Raw genomic sequence first — 17,532 nt, 5'->3', positions numbered from 1 at the left:
CCGGGTTCGGCCAGGGTGAAACACTGGGCGGGCGTGCAAGGCCGGCTCGTGACGAGTCAGGCGTCCGGTGGAAAAGTGGTCGACCCTTTCGGGAGGGACACGGTGGAGTCTGGCGCAGCGGTACGGCGTACGGGAACGAGGCCGAAGGGCGGACGTTCCCGGCGCAGTGGCACGACGGAGGTCGATACCGCCGCTCTCAACCGGCTGCTCACGGCCCTGGTGTCGATGCGGGACGGGAATTTCCGCAAGCGGCTGACGGTGTCCGGCGAGGGCGTGATGGCGGAGATCGCCGCCGTCTACAACGAGGTCGCCGACCGCAATCTCCACCTGACCGGGGAGCTGTCCCGGGTGCGGCGGATGGTGGGCCGCGAGGGCAAGCTGAGCGAACGGCTGGAAACGGGTGCCTGTGAGGGCTCCTGGGCGGCCGCGATCGACGCCTCGAACCAGTTGGTGGACGATCTGGCCCGGCCGGTGTCCGAGGTGGGCCGGGTGCTGTCGGCGGTGGCCGAAGGCGATCTGGACCAGCGGATGGATCTGCGGACGCAGGCGGCCGAGGGGGCCGGGCATCCGCTGCGCGGCGAGTTCCTGAAGGTCGGGCGCACGGTCAACAACCTGGTCGACCAGCTGTCGGCGTTCACCGACGAGGTGACGCGCGTGGCGCTGGAGGTGGGCACCGAGGGCAAGCTCGGTGGTCAGGCCCAGGTGCGCGGGATGTCGGGTTCCTGGAAGGATCTGACCGACTCCGTCAACACGATGGCGTACCGGCTCACCGCCCAGGTGCGTGACATCGCTCTCGTCACGACGGCGGTCGCCAAGGGCGATCTGTCGCGCAAGGTCACGGTGCACGTGGCCGGTGAGATGCTCCAGCTGAAGAACACCGTGAACACGATGGTGGACCAGCTGTCGTCCTTCTCCTCCGAGGTGACCCGCGTCGCCCGCGAGGTGGGCACGGAGGGCGAGTTGGGCGGCCAGGCGAAGGTGCCCGGGGTCGCGGGCGTGTGGAAGGACCTGACCGACTCGGTCAACACCATGGCCGGGAACCTGACGGCCCAGGTGCGCGGGATCGCGCAGGTGACCACGGCGGTCGCGAACGGTGACCTGTCGCAGAAGGTACGGGTCAGCGCGCGCGGCGAGGTGGCGCAGCTGGCCGAAACGATCAATCAGATGACCGAGACGCTCCGGACCTTCGCGGACGAGGTCACGCGTGTGGCCAGCGAGGTCGGGGCCAAGGGTCTGCTCGGCGGTCAGGCGCAGGTGCCGGGTGCGGCGGGTACGTGGAAGGACCTCACCGACTCGGTGAACACGGTCTTCCGCAACCTCACCACCCAGGTCCGTGACATCGCGCAGGTGACGACGGCGGTGGCCAACGGTGACCTGTCGCAGAAGGTCACCGTCGACGTGGCCGGCGAGATGCTGGAGTTGAAGAACACCGTCAACACGATGGTGGACCAGCTGTCCTCCTTCGGCGCGGAAGTGACGCGTGTGGCCCGTGAGGTCGGCGTCGAGGGCGAGCTGGGCGGTCAGGCGCAGGTGCCGGGTGCGGCGGGTACGTGGAAGGACCTCACCGACTCGGTGAACACCGCCTTCCGCAACCTCACCGGGCAGGTCCGCAACATCGCGCAGGTGACGACGGCGGTGGCCAACGGTGACCTGTCGCAGAAGGTCACCGTGGACGTCTCCGGCGAGATGCTCCAGCTGAAGAACACCGTGAACACGATGGTGGACCAGCTCTCTTCGTTCGCCGACCAGGTCACGCGGATGGCGCGGGACGTGGGTACGGAGGGCCGCCTCGGCGGCCAGGCCCGGGTCGAGGGGGTGTCCGGCACCTGGAAGGAGCTCACCGACTCCGTCAACTTCATGGCCGGGAACCTGACCTCGCAGGTGCGGCAGATCGCCCAGGTGACGACGGCGGTGGCGCGGGGCGACCTGTCGCAGAAGATCGACGTGGACGCCCGGGGCGAGATCCTGGAGCTGAAGAACACCATCAACACGATGGTCGACCAGCTCTCGGCCTTCGCCGAGCAGGTGACCCGGGTGGCCCGCGACGTGGGTACCGAGGGTCGCCTGGGCGGCCAGGCGCAGGTGCCCGGGGTGGCCGGCGTATGGCGTGACCTCACGGACTCCGTGAACGGCATGGCCGGGAACCTGACCTCGCAGGTGCGCAACATCGCCCAGGTCGCGACGGCGGTGGCCCGCGGTGACCTGTCGCAGAAGATCGACGTGGACGCCCGGGGCGAGATCCTGGAGCTGAAGAACACCCTCAACACGATGGTCGACCAGCTCTCGAACTTCGCGGAGCAGGTGACGCGGGTGGCGCGCGAGGTGGGTACCGAGGGCATCCTCGGCGGCCAGGCGGAGGTGAAGGGGGTCTCAGGCACCTGGAAGGACCTCACCCAGTCCGTCAACTTCATGGCGAACAACCTGACGTCCCAGGTGCGCAACATCGCCGAGGTGACCACGGCCGTGGCCATGGGCGACCTCTCCAAGAAGATCACCGTCGATGCCAAGGGCGAGATCCTCGAGCTGGTCACCACCGTGAACACGATGGTGGACCAGCTGTCGTCCTTCGCGGAGCAGGTGACGCGGGTGGCGCGCGAGGTGGGCTCCGAGGGCATCCTCGGCGGCCAGGCCCGGGTGCGCGGGGTGACGGGCATCTGGAAGGACCTGACCGACAACGTCAACCTGATGGCGAACAACCTGACCTCCCAGGTGCGCAACATCTCGCAGGTCTCGGCGGCGGTGGCCAACGGCGATCTGACGAAGAAGGTCACGGTCGAGGCGCGCGGCGAGGTCGCGCAGCTCGCCGACACCGTCAACACGATGGTGAAGACCCTGTCCTCGTTCGCGGACGAGGTGACCCGGGTGGCCCGCGAGGTGGGTACGGAGGGCCGCCTGGGCGGCCAGGCGCACGTGCCGGGCGTCTCGGGGACGTGGAAGGACCTCACCGACTCGGTGAACTTCATGGCGTCCAACCTCACCGGTCAGGTGCGGCAGATCGCCATGGTCACGACCGCCATCGCCAAGGGCGACATGACCAAGAAGATCGACATCGATGCCCGTGGTGAGATCCTGGAGCTCAAGACCACCATCAACACCATGGTCGACCAGCTGTCCTCCTTCGCCGACCAGGTGACGCGGGTGGCGCGCGAGGTGGGTACCGAGGGCATCCTGGGCGGTCAGGCCCGGGTCCGGGACGTCGACGGCACATGGCGGGACCTGACCGAGTCCGTGAACGAGATGGCCGGGAACCTCACCCGGCAGGTGCGCGCGATCGCGGCCGTCGCCACCGCGGTGACCCGCGGCGACCTGAACCTGAAGATCGACGTGGACGCGGCGGGCGAGATCCAGGTCCTCCAGGACAACATCAACACGATGATCGCGAACCTGCGCGACACCACCTTGGCCAACAAGGAGCAGGACTGGCTCAAGGGCAACCTCGCCCGCATCTCCGCCCTGATGCAGGGCCGCCGGGAGCTCGACGACGTCGCCTCGTTGATCATGAGCGAGCTGACCCCGGTGGTCTCCGCGCAGCACGGTGCCTTCTTCCTGGCGCTGCCGGCCGGCGGCACCACCGAGATCGGGACGGACGGGGGCGCGGACGGTTCGTACGAGCTGCGGATGCGCGGGAGTTACGCGTATGCGGGCGGCCAGATGCCCATGTCGTTCCGGCCGGGGGAGGGGCTGATCGGGGCGGTCGCCGAGGAGAAGCGGATGATCCTCGTCGAGAACACCCCGCCGGGCTACCTGAAGATCTCCTCGGGCCTGGGCGAGGCGCCGCCGGCGCACGTGATCGTGCTGCCGGTGCTCTTCGAGGGGAAGGTGCTCGGCGTCATCGAGCTGGCCTCCTTCACGCCCTTCACGCAGATCCAGAAGGACTTCCTCAGCCAGATCGCCGAGATGATCGGTACGAGCGTCAACACCATCAGCGTCAACTCCAAGACGGAGATGCTGCTGAAGCAGTCGCAGGAGATGACCGAGCAGCTGCGCGAGCGCTCCGACGAGCTGGAGAACCGGCAGAAGGCCCTGCAGGCCGCCAACGCGGAGCTGGAGGAGAAGGCCGAGCTGCTGGCCCAGCAGAACCGGGACATCGAGGTGAAGAACACCGAGATCGAGGAGGCCCGGCAGGTCCTGGAGGAACGCGCCGAGCAGCTCGCGGTCTCGATGCGCTACAAGTCCGAGTTCCTGGCGAACATGTCGCACGAGCTGCGGACCCCGCTCAACTCGCTGCTGATCCTGGCCAAGCTGCTCGCCGACAACGCGGAGGGGAACCTCTCGCCGAAGCAGGTGGAGTTCGCCGAGACCATTCACGGTGCGGGTTCGGACCTGCTGCAGCTGATCAACGACATCCTCGACCTGTCGAAGGTCGAGGCCGGGAAGATGGACGTCTCGCCGACCCGGATCGCGCTGGTCCAGCTCGTGGACTACGTGGAGGCGACCTTCCGGCCGCTGACGGCGGAGAAGGGCCTGGACTTCTCGGTACGGGTCTCCCCGGAGCTGCCCGCCACGCTGCACACCGACGAGCAGCGGCTGCTCCAGGTGCTGCGCAACCTGCTGTCCAACGCCGTGAAGTTCACCGACACGGGGGCGGTGGAGCTGGTGATCCGGCCGGCCGGCGCCGATGTGCCCGCCGCGATCCGCGAACAGTTGCTGGAAGCCGGTTCGCTGCGGGAGGCGGACGCGGACCTGATCGCCTTCTCGGTCACGGACACCGGGATCGGTATCGCCGCGAGCAAGATGCTGGTGATCTTCGAGGCGTTCAAGCAGGCGGACGGGACGACGAGCCGCAAGTACGGCGGCACCGGGCTGGGGCTGTCCATCAGCCGGGAGATCGCCCGGCTGCTGGGCGGGGAGATCCACGCGGCCAGCGAGCCCGGCCGCGGGTCCACCTTCACGCTGTACCTGCCGCTGCACCCGAGCGAGCTGCCTCCGCAGGGGTACGCGCCGCCGACCCCCGGCGGCGCCCGCGGCGAGCTGTACCGCAGGTCGCTGGAGGGGGGCCGACCGGTGCTGCCGGGCACCCAGGCGGGGCCGTCGGCCATGCCGTCGGTGCAGGCGCAGCCGGTGCGGCCGGCGCTGTCGGCGGCCGAGCCGGCGGGGCAGGGGCAGGGCGGCGGGGCCGCGCTGTTCCGGCGGCGGCGCAAGGCGGCGAGCGATCTGGAGCCGCGCACGGCGGTGCCGGGCCAGCCGAACGTGGTGGGGGCCGAGGACGGTTGGGGCAGCGCGGAGGAGGAGCTCCCGGTGCCGCCCCGGACGTATGACTTCCACGGCGAGAAGGTGCTCATCGTCGACGACGACGTGCGCAACGTCTTCGCGCTCACCAGCGTGCTGGAGCAGCACGGACTGGCCGTGCTGTACGCCGAGAACGGACGCGAGGGCATCGAAGTCCTGGAGCAGCACGACGATGTGACGGTCGTACTGATGGACATCATGATGCCCGAGATGGACGGGTACGCGACGACCTCGGCGATCCGGCGGATGCCGCAGTTCGCCGGGCTGCCGATCATCGCGCTGACGGCGAAGGCGATGAAGGGGGACCGGGAGAAGGCGATCGATTCCGGTGCTTCCGACTACGTCACCAAGCCGGTCGATCCCGACTACCTGCTGTCGGTGATGGAGCAGTGGATGCGCGGCAAGTGATCGCCGGGAGAGCGGATGGACACCCTTCGCCGACGCACCGCGCCCAGGACGGTGTGGGAGCACGGTGAACGGGGAACCATCTGCTCTCCCACCGCGTTTCCGCTTCGTGCACAGTGACATCTTGGTGACAGGGTGTGGCGATCTCAGGACTGGGGCTACGATGACCGGCACAAGGACGGACGGCGCATGGATGTCGTCCTCTGGGGCGGGGTCCGGCGCACAGGCCGGAGCCCGGAGCCGGGGAGGCCCCATGCCGGGGCGAGGAGGACAGGGCATGGTGCAGAAGGCCAAGATCCTCCTGGTCGATGACCGGCCGGAGAATCTGCTGGCGCTGGAGGCCATCCTCTCCGCGCTCGATCAGACACTGGTCCGGGCGTCGTCGGGGGAGGAAGCGCTCAAAGCGCTGCTGACGGACGATTTCGCGGTCATCCTGCTGGATGTCCAGATGCCGGGCATGGACGGATTCGAAACGGCCGCGCACATCAAGCGGCGGGAACGGACCCGGGACATCCCGATCATCTTCCTCACCGCGATCAACCACGGTCCGCACCACACGTTCCGCGGCTACGCGGCGGGTGCGGTCGACTACATCTCCAAGCCCTTCGACCCGTGGGTGCTGCGGGCCAAGGTCTCGGTCTTCGTGGAGCTGTACACGAAGAACTGCCAACTGCGGGAGCAGGCGGCCCTGCTGCGGCTCCAGCTGGAGGGCGGCAGCTCCAACGGCGTGGACGCGGGCAAGGAGACGGCCGGACTGCTGGCCGAGCTCTCCGCCCGGCTCGCGGCGGTCGAGGAGCAGGCAGAGGCGCTGACCAAGCAGCTCGGCGAGGATGCGGCCGACGCCGGCGTGGTGGCGACCGCCGCCCACCTGGAGCGCAAACTCACCGGGCTGCGGAGGGCGCTCGACGCGCTGGAGCCCGGGACCGCCGGAGGGGCTTCGGTCCTGCCCGCGCAGAACTGACCGTATGCGGGTCGGGACTGGCGGTGTGTCAAAGCGCCTACGGAGCTGACGACACGAACGGGTGAAGGGGTGGGCACGCGTGTCCACCGGCGCGCGCACCGGTAACCTCGGGCCCATGTCACGTACGTCCGGTAAGGGTTCCCAGAGCACCGCGGGCACCGCGAAGGGCCGCACCGGCCGTACGACGGCGCCGGCCAAGAAGGCCGCGCCCGCGCGCAAGCCCCCGGCGAAGAAGGCGGCGGCCGCCAAGCGCCCTCCGGTGAAGAAGGTCGCGGCCAAGCCCGCGCCCTCCCCGACCGGGGGCGTGGTGCGACTGGTGCGCGCCGTTTGGCTGGGCTGCGCGCACGCGGTCGGTGCCGTCTTCCGCGGGATCGGCCAGGGGGCCAGGAACCTGGACCCCGCGCACCGCAAGGACGGCGTGGCGCTGCTGCTGCTCGCCCTCGCGCTGATCGTCGCCGCCGGTACCTGGTCGAACCTGAGCGGTCCCGTAGGGGATCTGGTCACGATGCTGGTCACCGGTCTCTTCGGCCGGCTGGACCTGCTCGTGCCGATCCTGCTCGGCGTCATGGCGGTGCGCTTCATCCGCCATCCCGAACAGACCGATGCCAACGGCCGCATCGGCATCGGGCTGTCCGCCCTCGTCATCGGGGTCCTGGGACTGGTCCACATCGCCTGCGGGGCGCCCGGCCGGGACGAGGGCACCACCGCGATGCAGAACGCGGGCGGGCTCATCGGCTGGGGCGCCTCCAAGCCGCTGATCTTCACCATGGGTGCGCCGCTGGCCGTGCCCATGCTGGTACTGCTCACGATCTTCGGGCTGCTCGTGGTCACGGCGACCCCGGTCAACGCGATCCCGCAGCGGCTGCGCAGGCTCGGCATCCGGCTCGGGATCATCGCCCCGAACGAGTACGACGAGGGCTACGGCGAGGACGCGGACGCCGCCGGTGAGCGGCACGACCCGGATCAGTGGCGGGCCCGTGGCGGAGCCGGCGAGGGCTCCGGAGACCCGGCGGACGAGGCCGAGGAGGAGGCGCTCGCCCGGCGGCGCAGGCCGCGCAGGACCCCGGCCCGGCCCGCCATGGAGCGGGAGATGGACGCCGTCGACGTGGCCGCGGCGGCCGCCGCCGCGCTGGACGGGGTGGTCTACGGCGGAATGCCGCCCTCCCCGCTCGTCGCCGACCTCACGCAGGGGATCACCGTCGAGCGGGAGGGCTCGGATTCCACCGCTCCGGTGCCGACCGCCCGTGCGGAGCGTCCCGTACCGGACCGCACCCCCGAGCGCGCCCCCGAGGTCGCCGCAGACCCCGCCGCCGGGCGGCCGCACGCCACCACCGCCGCGGCCTCCGGGACGCTGTCGGTGCCCGACCTGACCAAGGCCCCGCCGCAGACCCAGGCGCTGCCGCCGCGCGCCGAGCAGCTCCAGCTGCGCGGGGACATCACGTACGCGCTGCCCTCGCTCGACCTGCTGGAGAAGGGCGGGCCCGGCAAGACCCGCAGCGCCGCCAACGACGCGGTCGTCGCCTCGCTGCGCAACGTGTTCACCGAGTTCAAGGTCGACGCGGACGTCACCGGCTTCACCCGGGGTCCGACCGTCACCCGGTACGAGGTCACCCTGGGCGCCGCGGTCAAGGTCGAGCGGATCACCGCCCTCACCAAGAACATCGCGTACGCCGTGGCCTCGCCGGACGTCCGCATCATCAGCCCGATCCCGGGCAAGTCCGCGGTCGGCATCGAGATCCCGAACACCGACCGCGAGATGGTCAACCTCGGTGACGTGCTGCGCCTCGCGGACGCGGCCGAGGACGACCACCCGATGCTGGTCGCGCTCGGCAAGGACGTCGAGGGCGGCTACGTCATGGCCAACCTCGCCAAGATGCCGCACGTGCTGGTCGCCGGCGCCACCGGTTCCGGCAAGTCCTCGTGCATCAACTGCCTGATCACCTCGATCATGGTCCGGGCCACCCCGGAGGACGTCCGGATGGTCCTCGTGGACCCCAAGCGGGTCGAACTGACGGCGTACGAGGGCATCCCGCACCTGATCACGCCGATCATCACCAACCCCAAGCGGGCCGCCGAGGCCCTCCAGTGGGTCGTGCGCGAGATGGACCTGCGCTACGACGACCTGGCCGCCTTCGGCTACCGGCACATCGACGACTTCAACCAGGCCATCCGGGACGGCAAGATCAAACTGCCGCCGGGCAGCGAGCGGGAGCTCAGCCCGTACCCGTACCTGCTGGTGATCGTCGACGAGCTCGCCGACCTGATGATGGTGGCCCCGCGCGACGTCGAGGACTCGATCGTCCGCATCACCCAGCTGGCCCGCGCGGCCGGCATCCACCTGGTGCTCGCCACCCAGCGGCCCTCCGTGGACGTGGTCACCGGCCTGATCAAGGCGAACGTGCCCTCGCGCCTCGCCTTCGCCACCTCCTCGCTCGCCGACAGCCGGGTCATCCTGGACCAGCCGGGCGCCGAGAAGCTGATCGGCAAGGGCGACGGGCTGTTCCTGCCGATGGGCGCGAACAAGCCGGTCCGCCTCCAGGGCGCCTTCGTCACCGAGGACGAGATCGCCGGGATCGTCCAGCACTGCAAGGACCAGATGGCGCCCGTCTTCCGGGACGACGTCACCGTCGGGCAGAAGCAGAAGAAGGAGATCGACGAGGACATCGGCGACGACCTGGACCTGCTGTGCCAGGCGGCGGAGCTGGTGGTCTCCACGCAGTTCGGGTCCACCTCGATGCTCCAGCGCAAGCTGCGGGTGGGCTTCGCGAAGGCCGGGCGGCTCATGGACCTCATGGAGTCGCGGGGCATCGTCGGCCCCAGCGAGGGCTCGAAGGCGCGCGACGTCCTGTTGAAGGCCGATGACCTGGACGGTGTGCTCGCGGTCATCCGAGGCGAGGCCCATCCGTAATGAAATCGCGGGCAACCGTTTCCCTTGGGCCCGCGTCAAGTTGAAGAGAGGTGGCGGTAGGCGCACGAGCTCGCGCACGGCGCCGGGCCGCCGCACCCGAGCATGACCTCCCTTCGCCATTCGGATGGCGTAGGGAGTGCACCCTCCGGTTGCTCCACCCTTTCGTCACCCCCCTAGACTGGACTTCCAGCAGGTGGCTACACGCTCGAAAGGCGCCCACGTGTCCATCGGCAACTCCAACTCCCCCGAAGAAGAGCGGCCTTCGACCGACGACCGGTCCGAGGACCGCATCGTCGAACGTCCCGTCGAAGGCCCGTCCATCGGGACGGCCCTCAAGAAGGCCCGGATCGCCGCCGGGCTCACCGTCGACGAGGTCAGTTCCACCACCCGCGTGCGCATCCCGATCGTGCACGCGATCGAAGAGGACGACTTCACGCGGTGCGGCGGCGACGTCTACGCCCGCGGTCACATCCGTACGCTCGCCCGCGCCGTGGGCCTCGATCCGGAACCCCTGGTCGAGAGCTACGACGCGGCCCACGGCGGCCGGCCGGCACCCACGCCCGCCGCGCCGATGTTCGAGGCCGAGCGGATCCGCCCCGAGCGGCAGCGGCCCAACTGGACCGCGGCCATGGTCGCCGCCATCGTCGCCGTGATCGGCTTCGTTGGCTTCACCGCCTTCAGCGGTGGCGACGAGAAGGACAAGCGCCCGGTGGCGGAAGGTTCCGCCTCCCCCAAGCCCGCACCCAAGCAGACCGGCGCCAAGCCGGTCACCCAGCCGCAGCAGACCCCGCAGGCGCCCAAGCCGGAGCCCTCGGACAGTGCGATCGCCGCCGCGCCCAAGGACCTCGTCACCGTGGTCCTGACGGCCGACACGGGCGAGAGCTGGATCTCCGCGAAGGACTCCACCGGACGGCTGCTCTTCGACGGCACCCTCGCGCAGGGCGAGTCCAAGACCTTCACGGACAAGGAGTCCGTCGACCTCGTGCTCGGCGACGCCGGGGCCGTGAAGCTCTTCGTGAACGGCAAGGAGATCAAGGACGACTTCCAGTCGGGTCAGGTGGAGCGTCTGAAATACACGAAGGCCGACCCCCTCCAGGACCAGCCCCAGGCGGGCTGACGCGGGACCGCCCTAGGGCGGAAGGCTTGAATCCGGATCCCCGGGGTGCTGCGCCGCACCCCGGGGATCTTGCTGTACGGGGACTTGCGGCAGGGGCCGACGCCGGGACGAAGTAGTCTTGAGTCCATGCCCGAACGCCGTACCGTCGCCCTTGTCACTCTTGGCTGCGCCCGTAACGAGGTGGACTCGGAGGAGCTCGCAGGCCGCTTGGCGGCGGATGGCTGGGAGCTCGTCGAGGACGCCGCCGATGCGGACGTAGCCGTCGTCAACACCTGTGGCTTCGTCGAAGCCGCCAAAAAGGACTCCGTAGACGCCCTGCTGGAAGCCAACGATCTCAAGGATCACGGCAAGACCCAGGCCGTCGTCGCCGTCGGCTGTATGGCCGAGCGCTACGGCAAGGAACTCGCCGAAGCGCTCCCCGAGGCCGACGGAGTCCTCGGTTTCGACGACTACGCCGACATCTCCGACCGCCTCCAGACCATCCTCAACGGTGGCATCCACGCCTCCCACACCCCGCGCGACCGGCGCAAGCTGCTGCCGATCAGCCCGGCCGAGCGCCAGGCCGCCGAGGTTTCCCTCCCGGGACACGCCCAGGAGCCCGCCGAGGCCCCCGCCGACCTGCCGGACGGGCTCGCGCCCGCCTCGGGTCCGCGCGCGCCCCTGCGCCGCCGCCTGGACAAGAGCCCGGTCGCCTCGGTCAAGCTGGCCTCCGGCTGCGACCGGCGCTGCTCCTTCTGCGCCATCCCGTCCTTCCGCGGCTCCTTCATCTCCCGCCGCCCCAGCGACGTGCTGGGCGAGACCCGCTGGCTCGCCGAGCAGGGCGTCAAGGAGATCATGCTGGTCTCCGAGAACAACACCTCGTACGGCAAGGACCTCGGCGACATCCGGCTGCTGGAGACCCTGCTGCCGGAGCTGGCCGAGGTGGACGGCATCGAGCGCGTCCGCGTCAGCTACCTCCAGCCCGCCGAGATGCGGCCCGGCCTGATCGACGTACTCACCTCGACCCCCAAGGTCGTGCCGTACTTCGACCTGTCCTTCCAGCACTCGGCGCCCGACGTGCTGCGCTCCATGCGCCGCTTCGGTGACACCGACCGCTTCCTGGAGCTGCTGGACACCATCCGCTCCAAGGCCCCGACGGCCGGCGTCCGCTCCAACTTCATCGTCGGCTTCCCCGGCGAGAAGGAATCGGACTTCGCGGAGCTGGAGCGTTTCCTCACCCACGCGCGCCTCGACGCCATCGGCGTCTTCGGCTACTCCGACGAGGACGGCACCGAGGCCGTCACCTACGAGAACAAGCTGGACGAGGACACCATCGCCGAGCGGCTCGCGCACATGCAGCGGCTCGCCGAGGAGCTCACCTCGCAGCGCGCCGAGGAGCGCATCGGGGAGACCCTCGAAGTGCTCGTCGAGACCGTGGAAGCGGTCGACGAGGACGGCGAGGGCGCCTACGGGCGCGCCGCGCACCAGGCGCCCGAAACGGACGGCCAGGTGGTCTTCACGGACAGCACGGGCCTGGTCCCCGGGCGTATCGTCACGGCAAAGGTGGTCGGCACCCTGGGTGTGGACCTGGTCGCCGAGCCCCTCGGCATGGATCTTGAGGAGGCGGCCGGATGACCGGAGTCCCGGCATCTGCGGCGGGCGGGACCGGCCGTCGGCCGGTACCCGGCGCAAAGCTGGGGGCCGCGGCGGTCAATCAGGCCAGCCTGTGGAACATCGCCAACATCCTGACGATGATCCGGCTCGTGCTCGTGCCGGGCTTCGTCGTGCTGCTGCTCGCCGACGGCGGCTACGACCCGGCGTGGCGGGCCTGGGCCTGGGCGGCGTTCGCCGTCGCCATGATCACGGACATCTTCGACGGGCACCTGGCCCGGACGTACAACCTGGTCACGGACTTCGGCAAGATCGCCGACCCCATCGCCGACAAGGCGATCATGGGGTCGGCGCTGATCTGTCTCTCCTGGCTCGGTGACCTGCCCTGGTGGGTGACCGGAGTGATCCTCGGACGGGAGCTCGGGATCACCCTGATGCGCTTCTGGGTCATCCGCTACGGCGTGATTCCGGCCAGCCGGGGCGGAAAGCTGAAGACCCTGGCCCAGGGCACGGCCGTGGGCATGTACGTACTCGCCCTGACCGGGGCGCTGGCGACCATGCGCTTCTGGGTGATGGCGCTCGCCGTCGTGCTGACCGTCGTCACCGGTTTGGACTACATCCGTCAGGCGGTCGTGCTGCGCCGCCAGGGTCTCGCCGAGGAGCGGGCTGCGGAGCGGGCCGCGAGGTGATCCACGCGGCGGGGGATCTTCCGGCGGCGGAAGCCGTTTCGGGAGCGGTGGGTGCGACCGGAGCGGCTGCTGATGCGCTGCGCCTGCTTGCGGAGAGTGACCAGACCCTCGCCGTGGCGGAATCGCTGACCGGCGGCATGGTGGCCGCGGAGCTCACGGCCGTTCCCGGAGCCTCCCGGTCCTTCCGCGGGTCGGTCACCGCGTACGCGACGGAGATCAAGCACCGGGTCCTCGGGGTGGACGCGGGATTGCTCGAAGCCGAAGGTGCGGTGAACGCGCAGGTAGCGGCGGAGATGGCGGCCGGTGTGCGGCGCGTCATGGGCGCTTCGTGGGGGATCTCGACCACCGGGGTGGCCGGTCCGGAGCCGCAGGACGGGCAGCCGGTGGGCACGGTTTTCGTCGCGGTGGACGGTCCAGGGGGCAGGAAAACGGTCCGTCTGAGGTTGAAAGGCTCCCGCGCGGAAATCCGTAGGGAGAGTGCACGCACAGTGCTCAGGCTTCTCTCAGACCAACTCCGTGAGAATGCGCGGAGGCAGGATACGGAACAGAACGGGGGGATTTGATGTTTGCAGCCCTGAGTGAACACGACATCGCTCCCCGCACGGCCGCGGCGCGAGGCGGTACGGTGGGGCGTGAAGGATGCGGCTACACGGTCAGAGGAGGGAGCCACCGATGATTCTGCTCCGTCGCCTGCTGGGTGACGTGCTGCGTCGGCAGCGCCAGCGCCAGGGCCGTACTCTGCGCGAAGTCTCCTCGTCGGCCCGAGTTTCTCTCGGCTATCTCTCCGAGGTGGAGCGGGGGCAGAAGGAGGCATCCTCCGAGCTGCTCTCCGCGATCTGCGACGCGTTGGACGTACGGATGTCCGAGCTGATGCGCGAAGTCAGTGACGAACTGTCGCTGGCCGAGCTGGCACAGTCGGCCGCGGCAAGCGAACCGGTCAGCGTGCCGGTCCGCCCGATGCTCAATTCGGTCTCCATGGCTTCGGTCACGGGTGGACCGGAGCGGGTGACCATCAAGGCGCCTGCGGAAGCGGTGAATGTCGTAGCCGCGTGAGCGAGCACGTGCGTGTTTGAGCGTGGCCGGAGCCCCGGCCGGTGCCTGGTGCACCGGTCGGGGCTCCGGCCGTTCTGGGTGCGGCGGCGCGGGGGGTGCGGGAGGATGGGGCCGTCCGGGTTCCGGCCTCTGGGAGGCGTTCGTGCGGCGGTTGCTGCGCACACCCGCGGTGTCGGTCCTCGCGTTGACGGTGGGGGCGCTGTGGTGGTGGGCCGTGCTGCGGCTGGTGCTGGCGCCCGCCGAGTCCGGGGCCGTGGAGGGCGCCGTGGCGGTGGGCGGCTGGGGGCTGGGCCTGCTGCCGGTGCACTGTGTGCCGGGCCCGGTGCGGAAGGCGCGGCAGACGGTGCGGCGGGCGGTCGACGGGGCTACCAGGGCATGGACACCCCACCGTTCGGGCGAAGGATCTGGCCCGTCATGAAGGACGAGGCGTCCGAGGCCAGGTAGAGCACCGCCCGGGCGATGTCCTCGGGCTCGCCGACCCGGCGCAGCGGGGACATCCGGACCATCGCCGCCTCGGTCCGTTCCTGGACCTCGGGGCTGTGGCGGCCGGTCATGGGGGTGCGGATCCAGCCCGGGGCGACGGCGTTGACCCGTATGCCGTGCGGGCCGGCCTCGGTGGCGAGGGTCTTGGTCAGCTGGACGACGGCGGCCTTGGCGGCGCTGTAGCAGAGCAGGCCGGGCTGGGCGGCGTCCACGGCCCCGGAGGCCATGGTGACGAGGGAGCCGGGGCGGCCCGCCGCGATCATGGAGCGGGCGGCTTCCTGGCAGGTGCGCAGGACCCCCTTGAAATTGACGTCCAGGATCCGGTCGAGGTCCTCGTCGGTGGTCTCCAGGACGCTGCTCGTGTGCATGACCCCGGCGATGGCGGCCGTGATGTCGAGCGGGCCCGCCGCGGTGACGGCTGCCCGGAGCGCGGCCCGGTCGGTGACGTCGAGGGGGTGGACGGTGGCGGCGCCCCCGGCTTTGGCGACGAGGGCGGCCGTCTCGGCGAGGCCCTGCTCGTCGCGGTCCGCGCAGTGCACGTGCGCCCCCGCCTCGGCGAGCAGGACGGCGGTGGCGCGGCCGATGCCGCTGGCGGCGCCGGTGATCAGGGCGGTGCGGCCGGTGAGTCCGTACGGGGCTGTGGGTGTGGGCATGCCGGGACCGTACGACCGTATCTGACGGACCGTCAATCGATGTGGCCGGTCTGATCCGGCACTTCGAGGGAGGCGTTCAGGGAGTCGGGCCCTGCTGGCAGCGGGGGCACCAGTAGGTGGGGCGGCCGTCCTGGGGGGCCTCGCGGACGGGGGTGCCGCAGCGCAGGCAGGGACGGTGCGCGCGGCCGTAGACGAAGAGGTCCTGGCCGGGGCGGCGGCTACCGGTCGTGTTGCGCGGGCCCGGCCGCTCGCCGGTGTTCGCGGACAGCAGCCGGTGGGCGGCGGCGGCCAGCCGGGGGAGAGCGGATTGGGGGAGCGCGCCGACCGGGGTCCACGGGGTGACCTGGGCCAGGAAGCAGAGCTCGGCCTTGTAGATGTTGCCGATCCCGGCGAGGTTGCGCTGATCGAGCAGGGCCTCGCCGAGGGCGCGCTCGGGGGCGGCGAGGAGGTGGGCGGCGGCGAGGGCCGGATCCCAGTCCGGGCCGAGCAGGTCGGGGCCGAGGTGGCCCACGGCGCGGTCCTCCTCGGCGGTGCGGATCAGCTCCAGGACGGGGAGGCGGTAGCCGACGGCGGTGTGGTCGGCCGTACCGAGGACGGCCCGGATCTCGTGGGCGGGGCCGCCGCGCCACTTCTCGCCGGGGGCGAAGACGTGCCAGGCGCCGTCCATCCGGAGGTGGCTGTGCAGGGTGAGGCCGCCCTCGAAGCGGGCGAGGAGGTGTTTGCCGCGGGGGGTGACGTCGAGGGTGACGCGGCCGGTGAGGTCGGCGGTGGCGAAGCGGGGGACGCGCAGGTCGCTGCGGGTGAGTGCGCGGCCTGCGAGGGCGGTGTGGAGCCGGGTCGCCACGCGCCGGATGCTGTCGCCTTCGGGCATGGCCTCATTGTGCGCCCCCGGCCCGCGAGCCCGGCGCGCGCGGGTCGGCGACGCCGGGTCCGGCTGTGCCCTCCCCGCGGTCCGGCGGGTGGCCCCGACGGGGACCGGGTACCTGCAGGCCGGCTTCCGGCCGGCGCGGCGCCCTGCGGGGGCTCCGTGCGGCGGTTTTGGGGGCGGAGGGGCCCGGCCGTGCGGCTCTCCTCTGCCCTTGCGGTCCGGGGTGTGCTGGGCACGGTCGCCGGCGCGGGCTGCGTAGCGGCGCACCCCTGCGCTCCCCCCCGGTCCGGCGGCGCGGCCCGCTTCGGGTCGGGTGTCCGCGTACCAGCCGGGCCTCTTCGGGCGCACTCCGTCTGGTCCGGGTGTGGAGCGGTCGTACCGTGCCGCTCCAAGCCGCCCTTGCAGTCCGCGGGTGCTCCCCGCGGTCCGGCGGCGCGGTCCCGATGCGGGTCGGGTGCCCGCGGGCCGGCTGGGGCAGGGGCGGGGCCCTGCGGGCGGCCTCCGGGGGTTTCGTGCGGTTCCGGGTGTGGAGGGGCCCGGCCGTGCCGCTCCACACCGCCTTTGCGGTCCGGGGGCGGCCGCCGCCGGGCGCTCGGTGCGTGGCCCCGGTCTCGAGCCGGATCTCCCCGGTCGGCTGCCGCGGAGGCCGGGGACCTGCATGCCGGCCGCAGGCGGGAGGCGCTCCGCCGCTCCCCGCGGTCCGGCGGTGCGGTCCCGATGCGGCGCAGGCCGGCTGCGGAAGGGGCCCCGGCCCCTTGGGCCCGCGGGCCCAAGGCCCCTTGGCCAGGGGCCGGGCCACGGCGGTGGAGTTACTTCCAGGTGATGCCCTTGCCGTTGCTGATCGCGTTGTACGGGTTGCCCCAGTACTCGGCGCCGGCGACCTTCACCTGGGCCGACGGGGCCAGGGCTATCGCGCAACTGGTCTGGGTCTGGCCGTTGGTGAAGCCCTTCGGCATGGATTCGTCCTTGCACTTCTCGAACTTGCCGATGACGGCCAGGCTCTGCGCCTCGGTGCCGTCCCCGAGCAGTCCCCTGACGTGCCCGACCGAGGCGTAGGACATGTCCGTGGCGCCGATGTTCTTGACCGTGTAGCGGATGTAGTACGGGACCTTGCCGTTCGCCTTGTCGCCGAGGTTGAGCCCCTCCAGGTCGGCGGGCGTGCCCTGCTCGATCGCGGTGACGGTGAGGGCGAGCCGGCTGCCCTTGAAGTCTCCGTAGTCGTAGGGGATCTCCGCGGCCTCGCCGATCTTGAAGGCCTGGCCGGACTTCGCGGTGCCTGCGGCTCCGGCGGGGGCGCCGCTGCCGCCGGTCGACGGGCTGGCCGAGGCGCCGGCGGTGGGCGAGGCGCTGCCCGGGCCGGACGTCGTCGGCTGGGCCGGGGTCTCTTCGTTGCCGTTCTTGCAGCCGGTCAGGGCCAGGCTGCCGACGACGGCCAGACCGATCGCGCCGAGGGCGGTGTTGCGCATGCTGATGGTGCTCACTTCTCTGCTCCCCCATGAAGGTCCGTTGCCAATGCAACGCTTGTGATCATCTTGATAAAGGATCAATAAGCGGATTGGCCAGCCCAGGGGTGCTC

The 17,532-nt window shown here is 70.9% G+C and carries 11 protein-coding genes; 8 read left to right on the top strand and 3 right to left on the bottom strand.

Annotation, left to right across the window (positions count from 1 at the left end; all coding sequences use genetic code 11):
- The first annotated feature begins 102 nt into the window (after window positions 1–102).
- The 8 genes from OG386_RS14125 to OG386_RS14090 all read left to right on the top strand — a co-directional run bounded on the left by OG386_RS14125 (window position 103) and on the right by OG386_RS14090 (window position 13,952).
- Window positions 103–5,637: a HAMP domain-containing protein gene (locus tag OG386_RS14125; RefSeq protein ID WP_328788473.1), complete on the top strand. Its 5,535-nt coding sequence runs from the start codon at window positions 103–105 to the stop codon at window positions 5,635–5,637.
- A gap of 274 nt (window positions 5,638–5,911) precedes the next feature.
- Complete coding sequence (locus OG386_RS14120; protein WP_266605578.1) at window positions 5,912–6,595, top strand: response regulator; 684 nt, start codon at window positions 5,912–5,914, stop codon at window positions 6,593–6,595.
- Window positions 6,596–6,710: 115 nt separating this feature from the next.
- The gene (locus tag OG386_RS14115) at window positions 6,711–9,503 is read left to right on the top strand and encodes a DNA translocase FtsK (RefSeq protein WP_328788472.1); all 2,793 of its coding nucleotides are present in this window, start codon (window positions 6,711–6,713) and stop codon (window positions 9,501–9,503) included.
- 220 nt (window positions 9,504–9,723) lie between these two features.
- Entirely contained in the window at window positions 9,724–10,620 is an 897-nt protein-coding gene (locus OG386_RS14110; protein ID WP_328788471.1) for a helix-turn-helix domain-containing protein, read from the top strand.
- Between the two features lie 126 nt (window positions 10,621–10,746).
- A complete protein-coding gene (rimO, locus tag OG386_RS14105; protein WP_327382957.1) occupies window positions 10,747–12,234 on the top strand; it encodes a 30S ribosomal protein S12 methylthiotransferase RimO in 1,488 nt (495 codons plus the stop codon).
- Window positions 12,231–12,899, top strand: coding sequence for a CDP-diacylglycerol--glycerol-3-phosphate 3-phosphatidyltransferase (pgsA, locus tag OG386_RS14100; RefSeq protein WP_328788470.1), 669 nt, complete (start codon window positions 12,231–12,233; stop codon window positions 12,897–12,899). Before rimO ends, pgsA begins: the two co-directional genes overlap by 4 nt.
- 47 nt (window positions 12,900–12,946) lie before the next feature.
- The gene (locus OG386_RS14095) at window positions 12,947–13,462 is read left to right on the top strand and encodes a CinA family protein (RefSeq protein ID WP_328793249.1); all 516 of its coding nucleotides are present in this window, start codon (window positions 12,947–12,949) and stop codon (window positions 13,460–13,462) included.
- 109 nt (window positions 13,463–13,571) lie between these two features.
- Window positions 13,572–13,952 (top strand): helix-turn-helix domain-containing protein, encoded by a 381-nt coding sequence (locus OG386_RS14090; protein ID WP_030012484.1) that lies wholly within the window; start codon window positions 13,572–13,574, stop codon window positions 13,950–13,952.
- A 365-nt stretch (window positions 13,953–14,317) separates the two neighbouring features.
- Here the strand turns inward: OG386_RS14090 and OG386_RS14085 are convergent, their stop codons facing one another.
- The 3 genes from OG386_RS14085 to OG386_RS14075 form a co-directional block, all read right to left on the bottom strand.
- Entirely contained in the window at window positions 14,318–15,088 is a 771-nt protein-coding gene (locus OG386_RS14085) for an SDR family NAD(P)-dependent oxidoreductase (RefSeq protein WP_328788469.1), read from the bottom strand.
- A 76-nt stretch (window positions 15,089–15,164) separates the two neighbouring features.
- Complete coding sequence (locus tag OG386_RS14080; protein WP_328788468.1) at window positions 15,165–15,959, bottom strand: Fpg/Nei family DNA glycosylase; 795 nt, start codon at window positions 15,957–15,959, stop codon at window positions 15,165–15,167.
- Window positions 15,960–16,765: 806 nt separating this feature from the next.
- Window positions 16,766–17,437, bottom strand: coding sequence for a hypothetical protein (locus tag OG386_RS14075; RefSeq protein WP_328788467.1), 672 nt, complete (start codon window positions 17,435–17,437; stop codon window positions 16,766–16,768).
- Window positions 17,438–17,532: the final 95 nt, after the last annotated feature.

It is taken from the genome of Streptomyces sp. NBC_00273, from assembly GCF_036178145.1.
In the GTDB taxonomy this organism is placed as follows: domain Bacteria; phylum Actinomycetota; class Actinomycetes; order Streptomycetales; family Streptomycetaceae; genus Streptomyces.
The sequence above is the reverse complement of the archived record's forward strand: the minus strand, read 5'-3'. Positions and strand labels throughout refer to the sequence as shown.

Bases quoted from the DNA above. Each gene is read 5' to 3' on its own strand.
- OG386_RS14120 (WP_266605578.1), top strand. From the start codon at position 5,912: ATGGTGCAGAAGGCCAAGATCCTCCTGGTCGATGACCGGCCGGAGAAT.
- OG386_RS14115 (WP_328788472.1), top strand. From the start codon at position 6,711: ATGTCACGTACGTCCGGTAAGGGTTCCCAGAGCACCGCGGGCACCGCG.
- rimO (WP_327382957.1), top strand. From the start codon at position 10,747: ATGCCCGAACGCCGTACCGTCGCCCTTGTCACTCTTGGCTGCGCCCGT.
- pgsA (WP_328788470.1), top strand. From the start codon at position 12,231: ATGACCGGAGTCCCGGCATCTGCGGCGGGCGGGACCGGCCGTCGGCCG.
- OG386_RS14090 (WP_030012484.1), top strand. From the start codon at position 13,572: ATGATTCTGCTCCGTCGCCTGCTGGGTGACGTGCTGCGTCGGCAGCGC.
- OG386_RS14085 (WP_328788469.1), bottom strand. From the start codon at position 15,088: ATGCCCACACCCACAGCCCCGTACGGACTCACCGGCCGCACCGCCCTG.
- OG386_RS14080 (WP_328788468.1), bottom strand. From the start codon at position 15,959: ATGCCCGAAGGCGACAGCATCCGGCGCGTGGCGACCCGGCTCCACACC.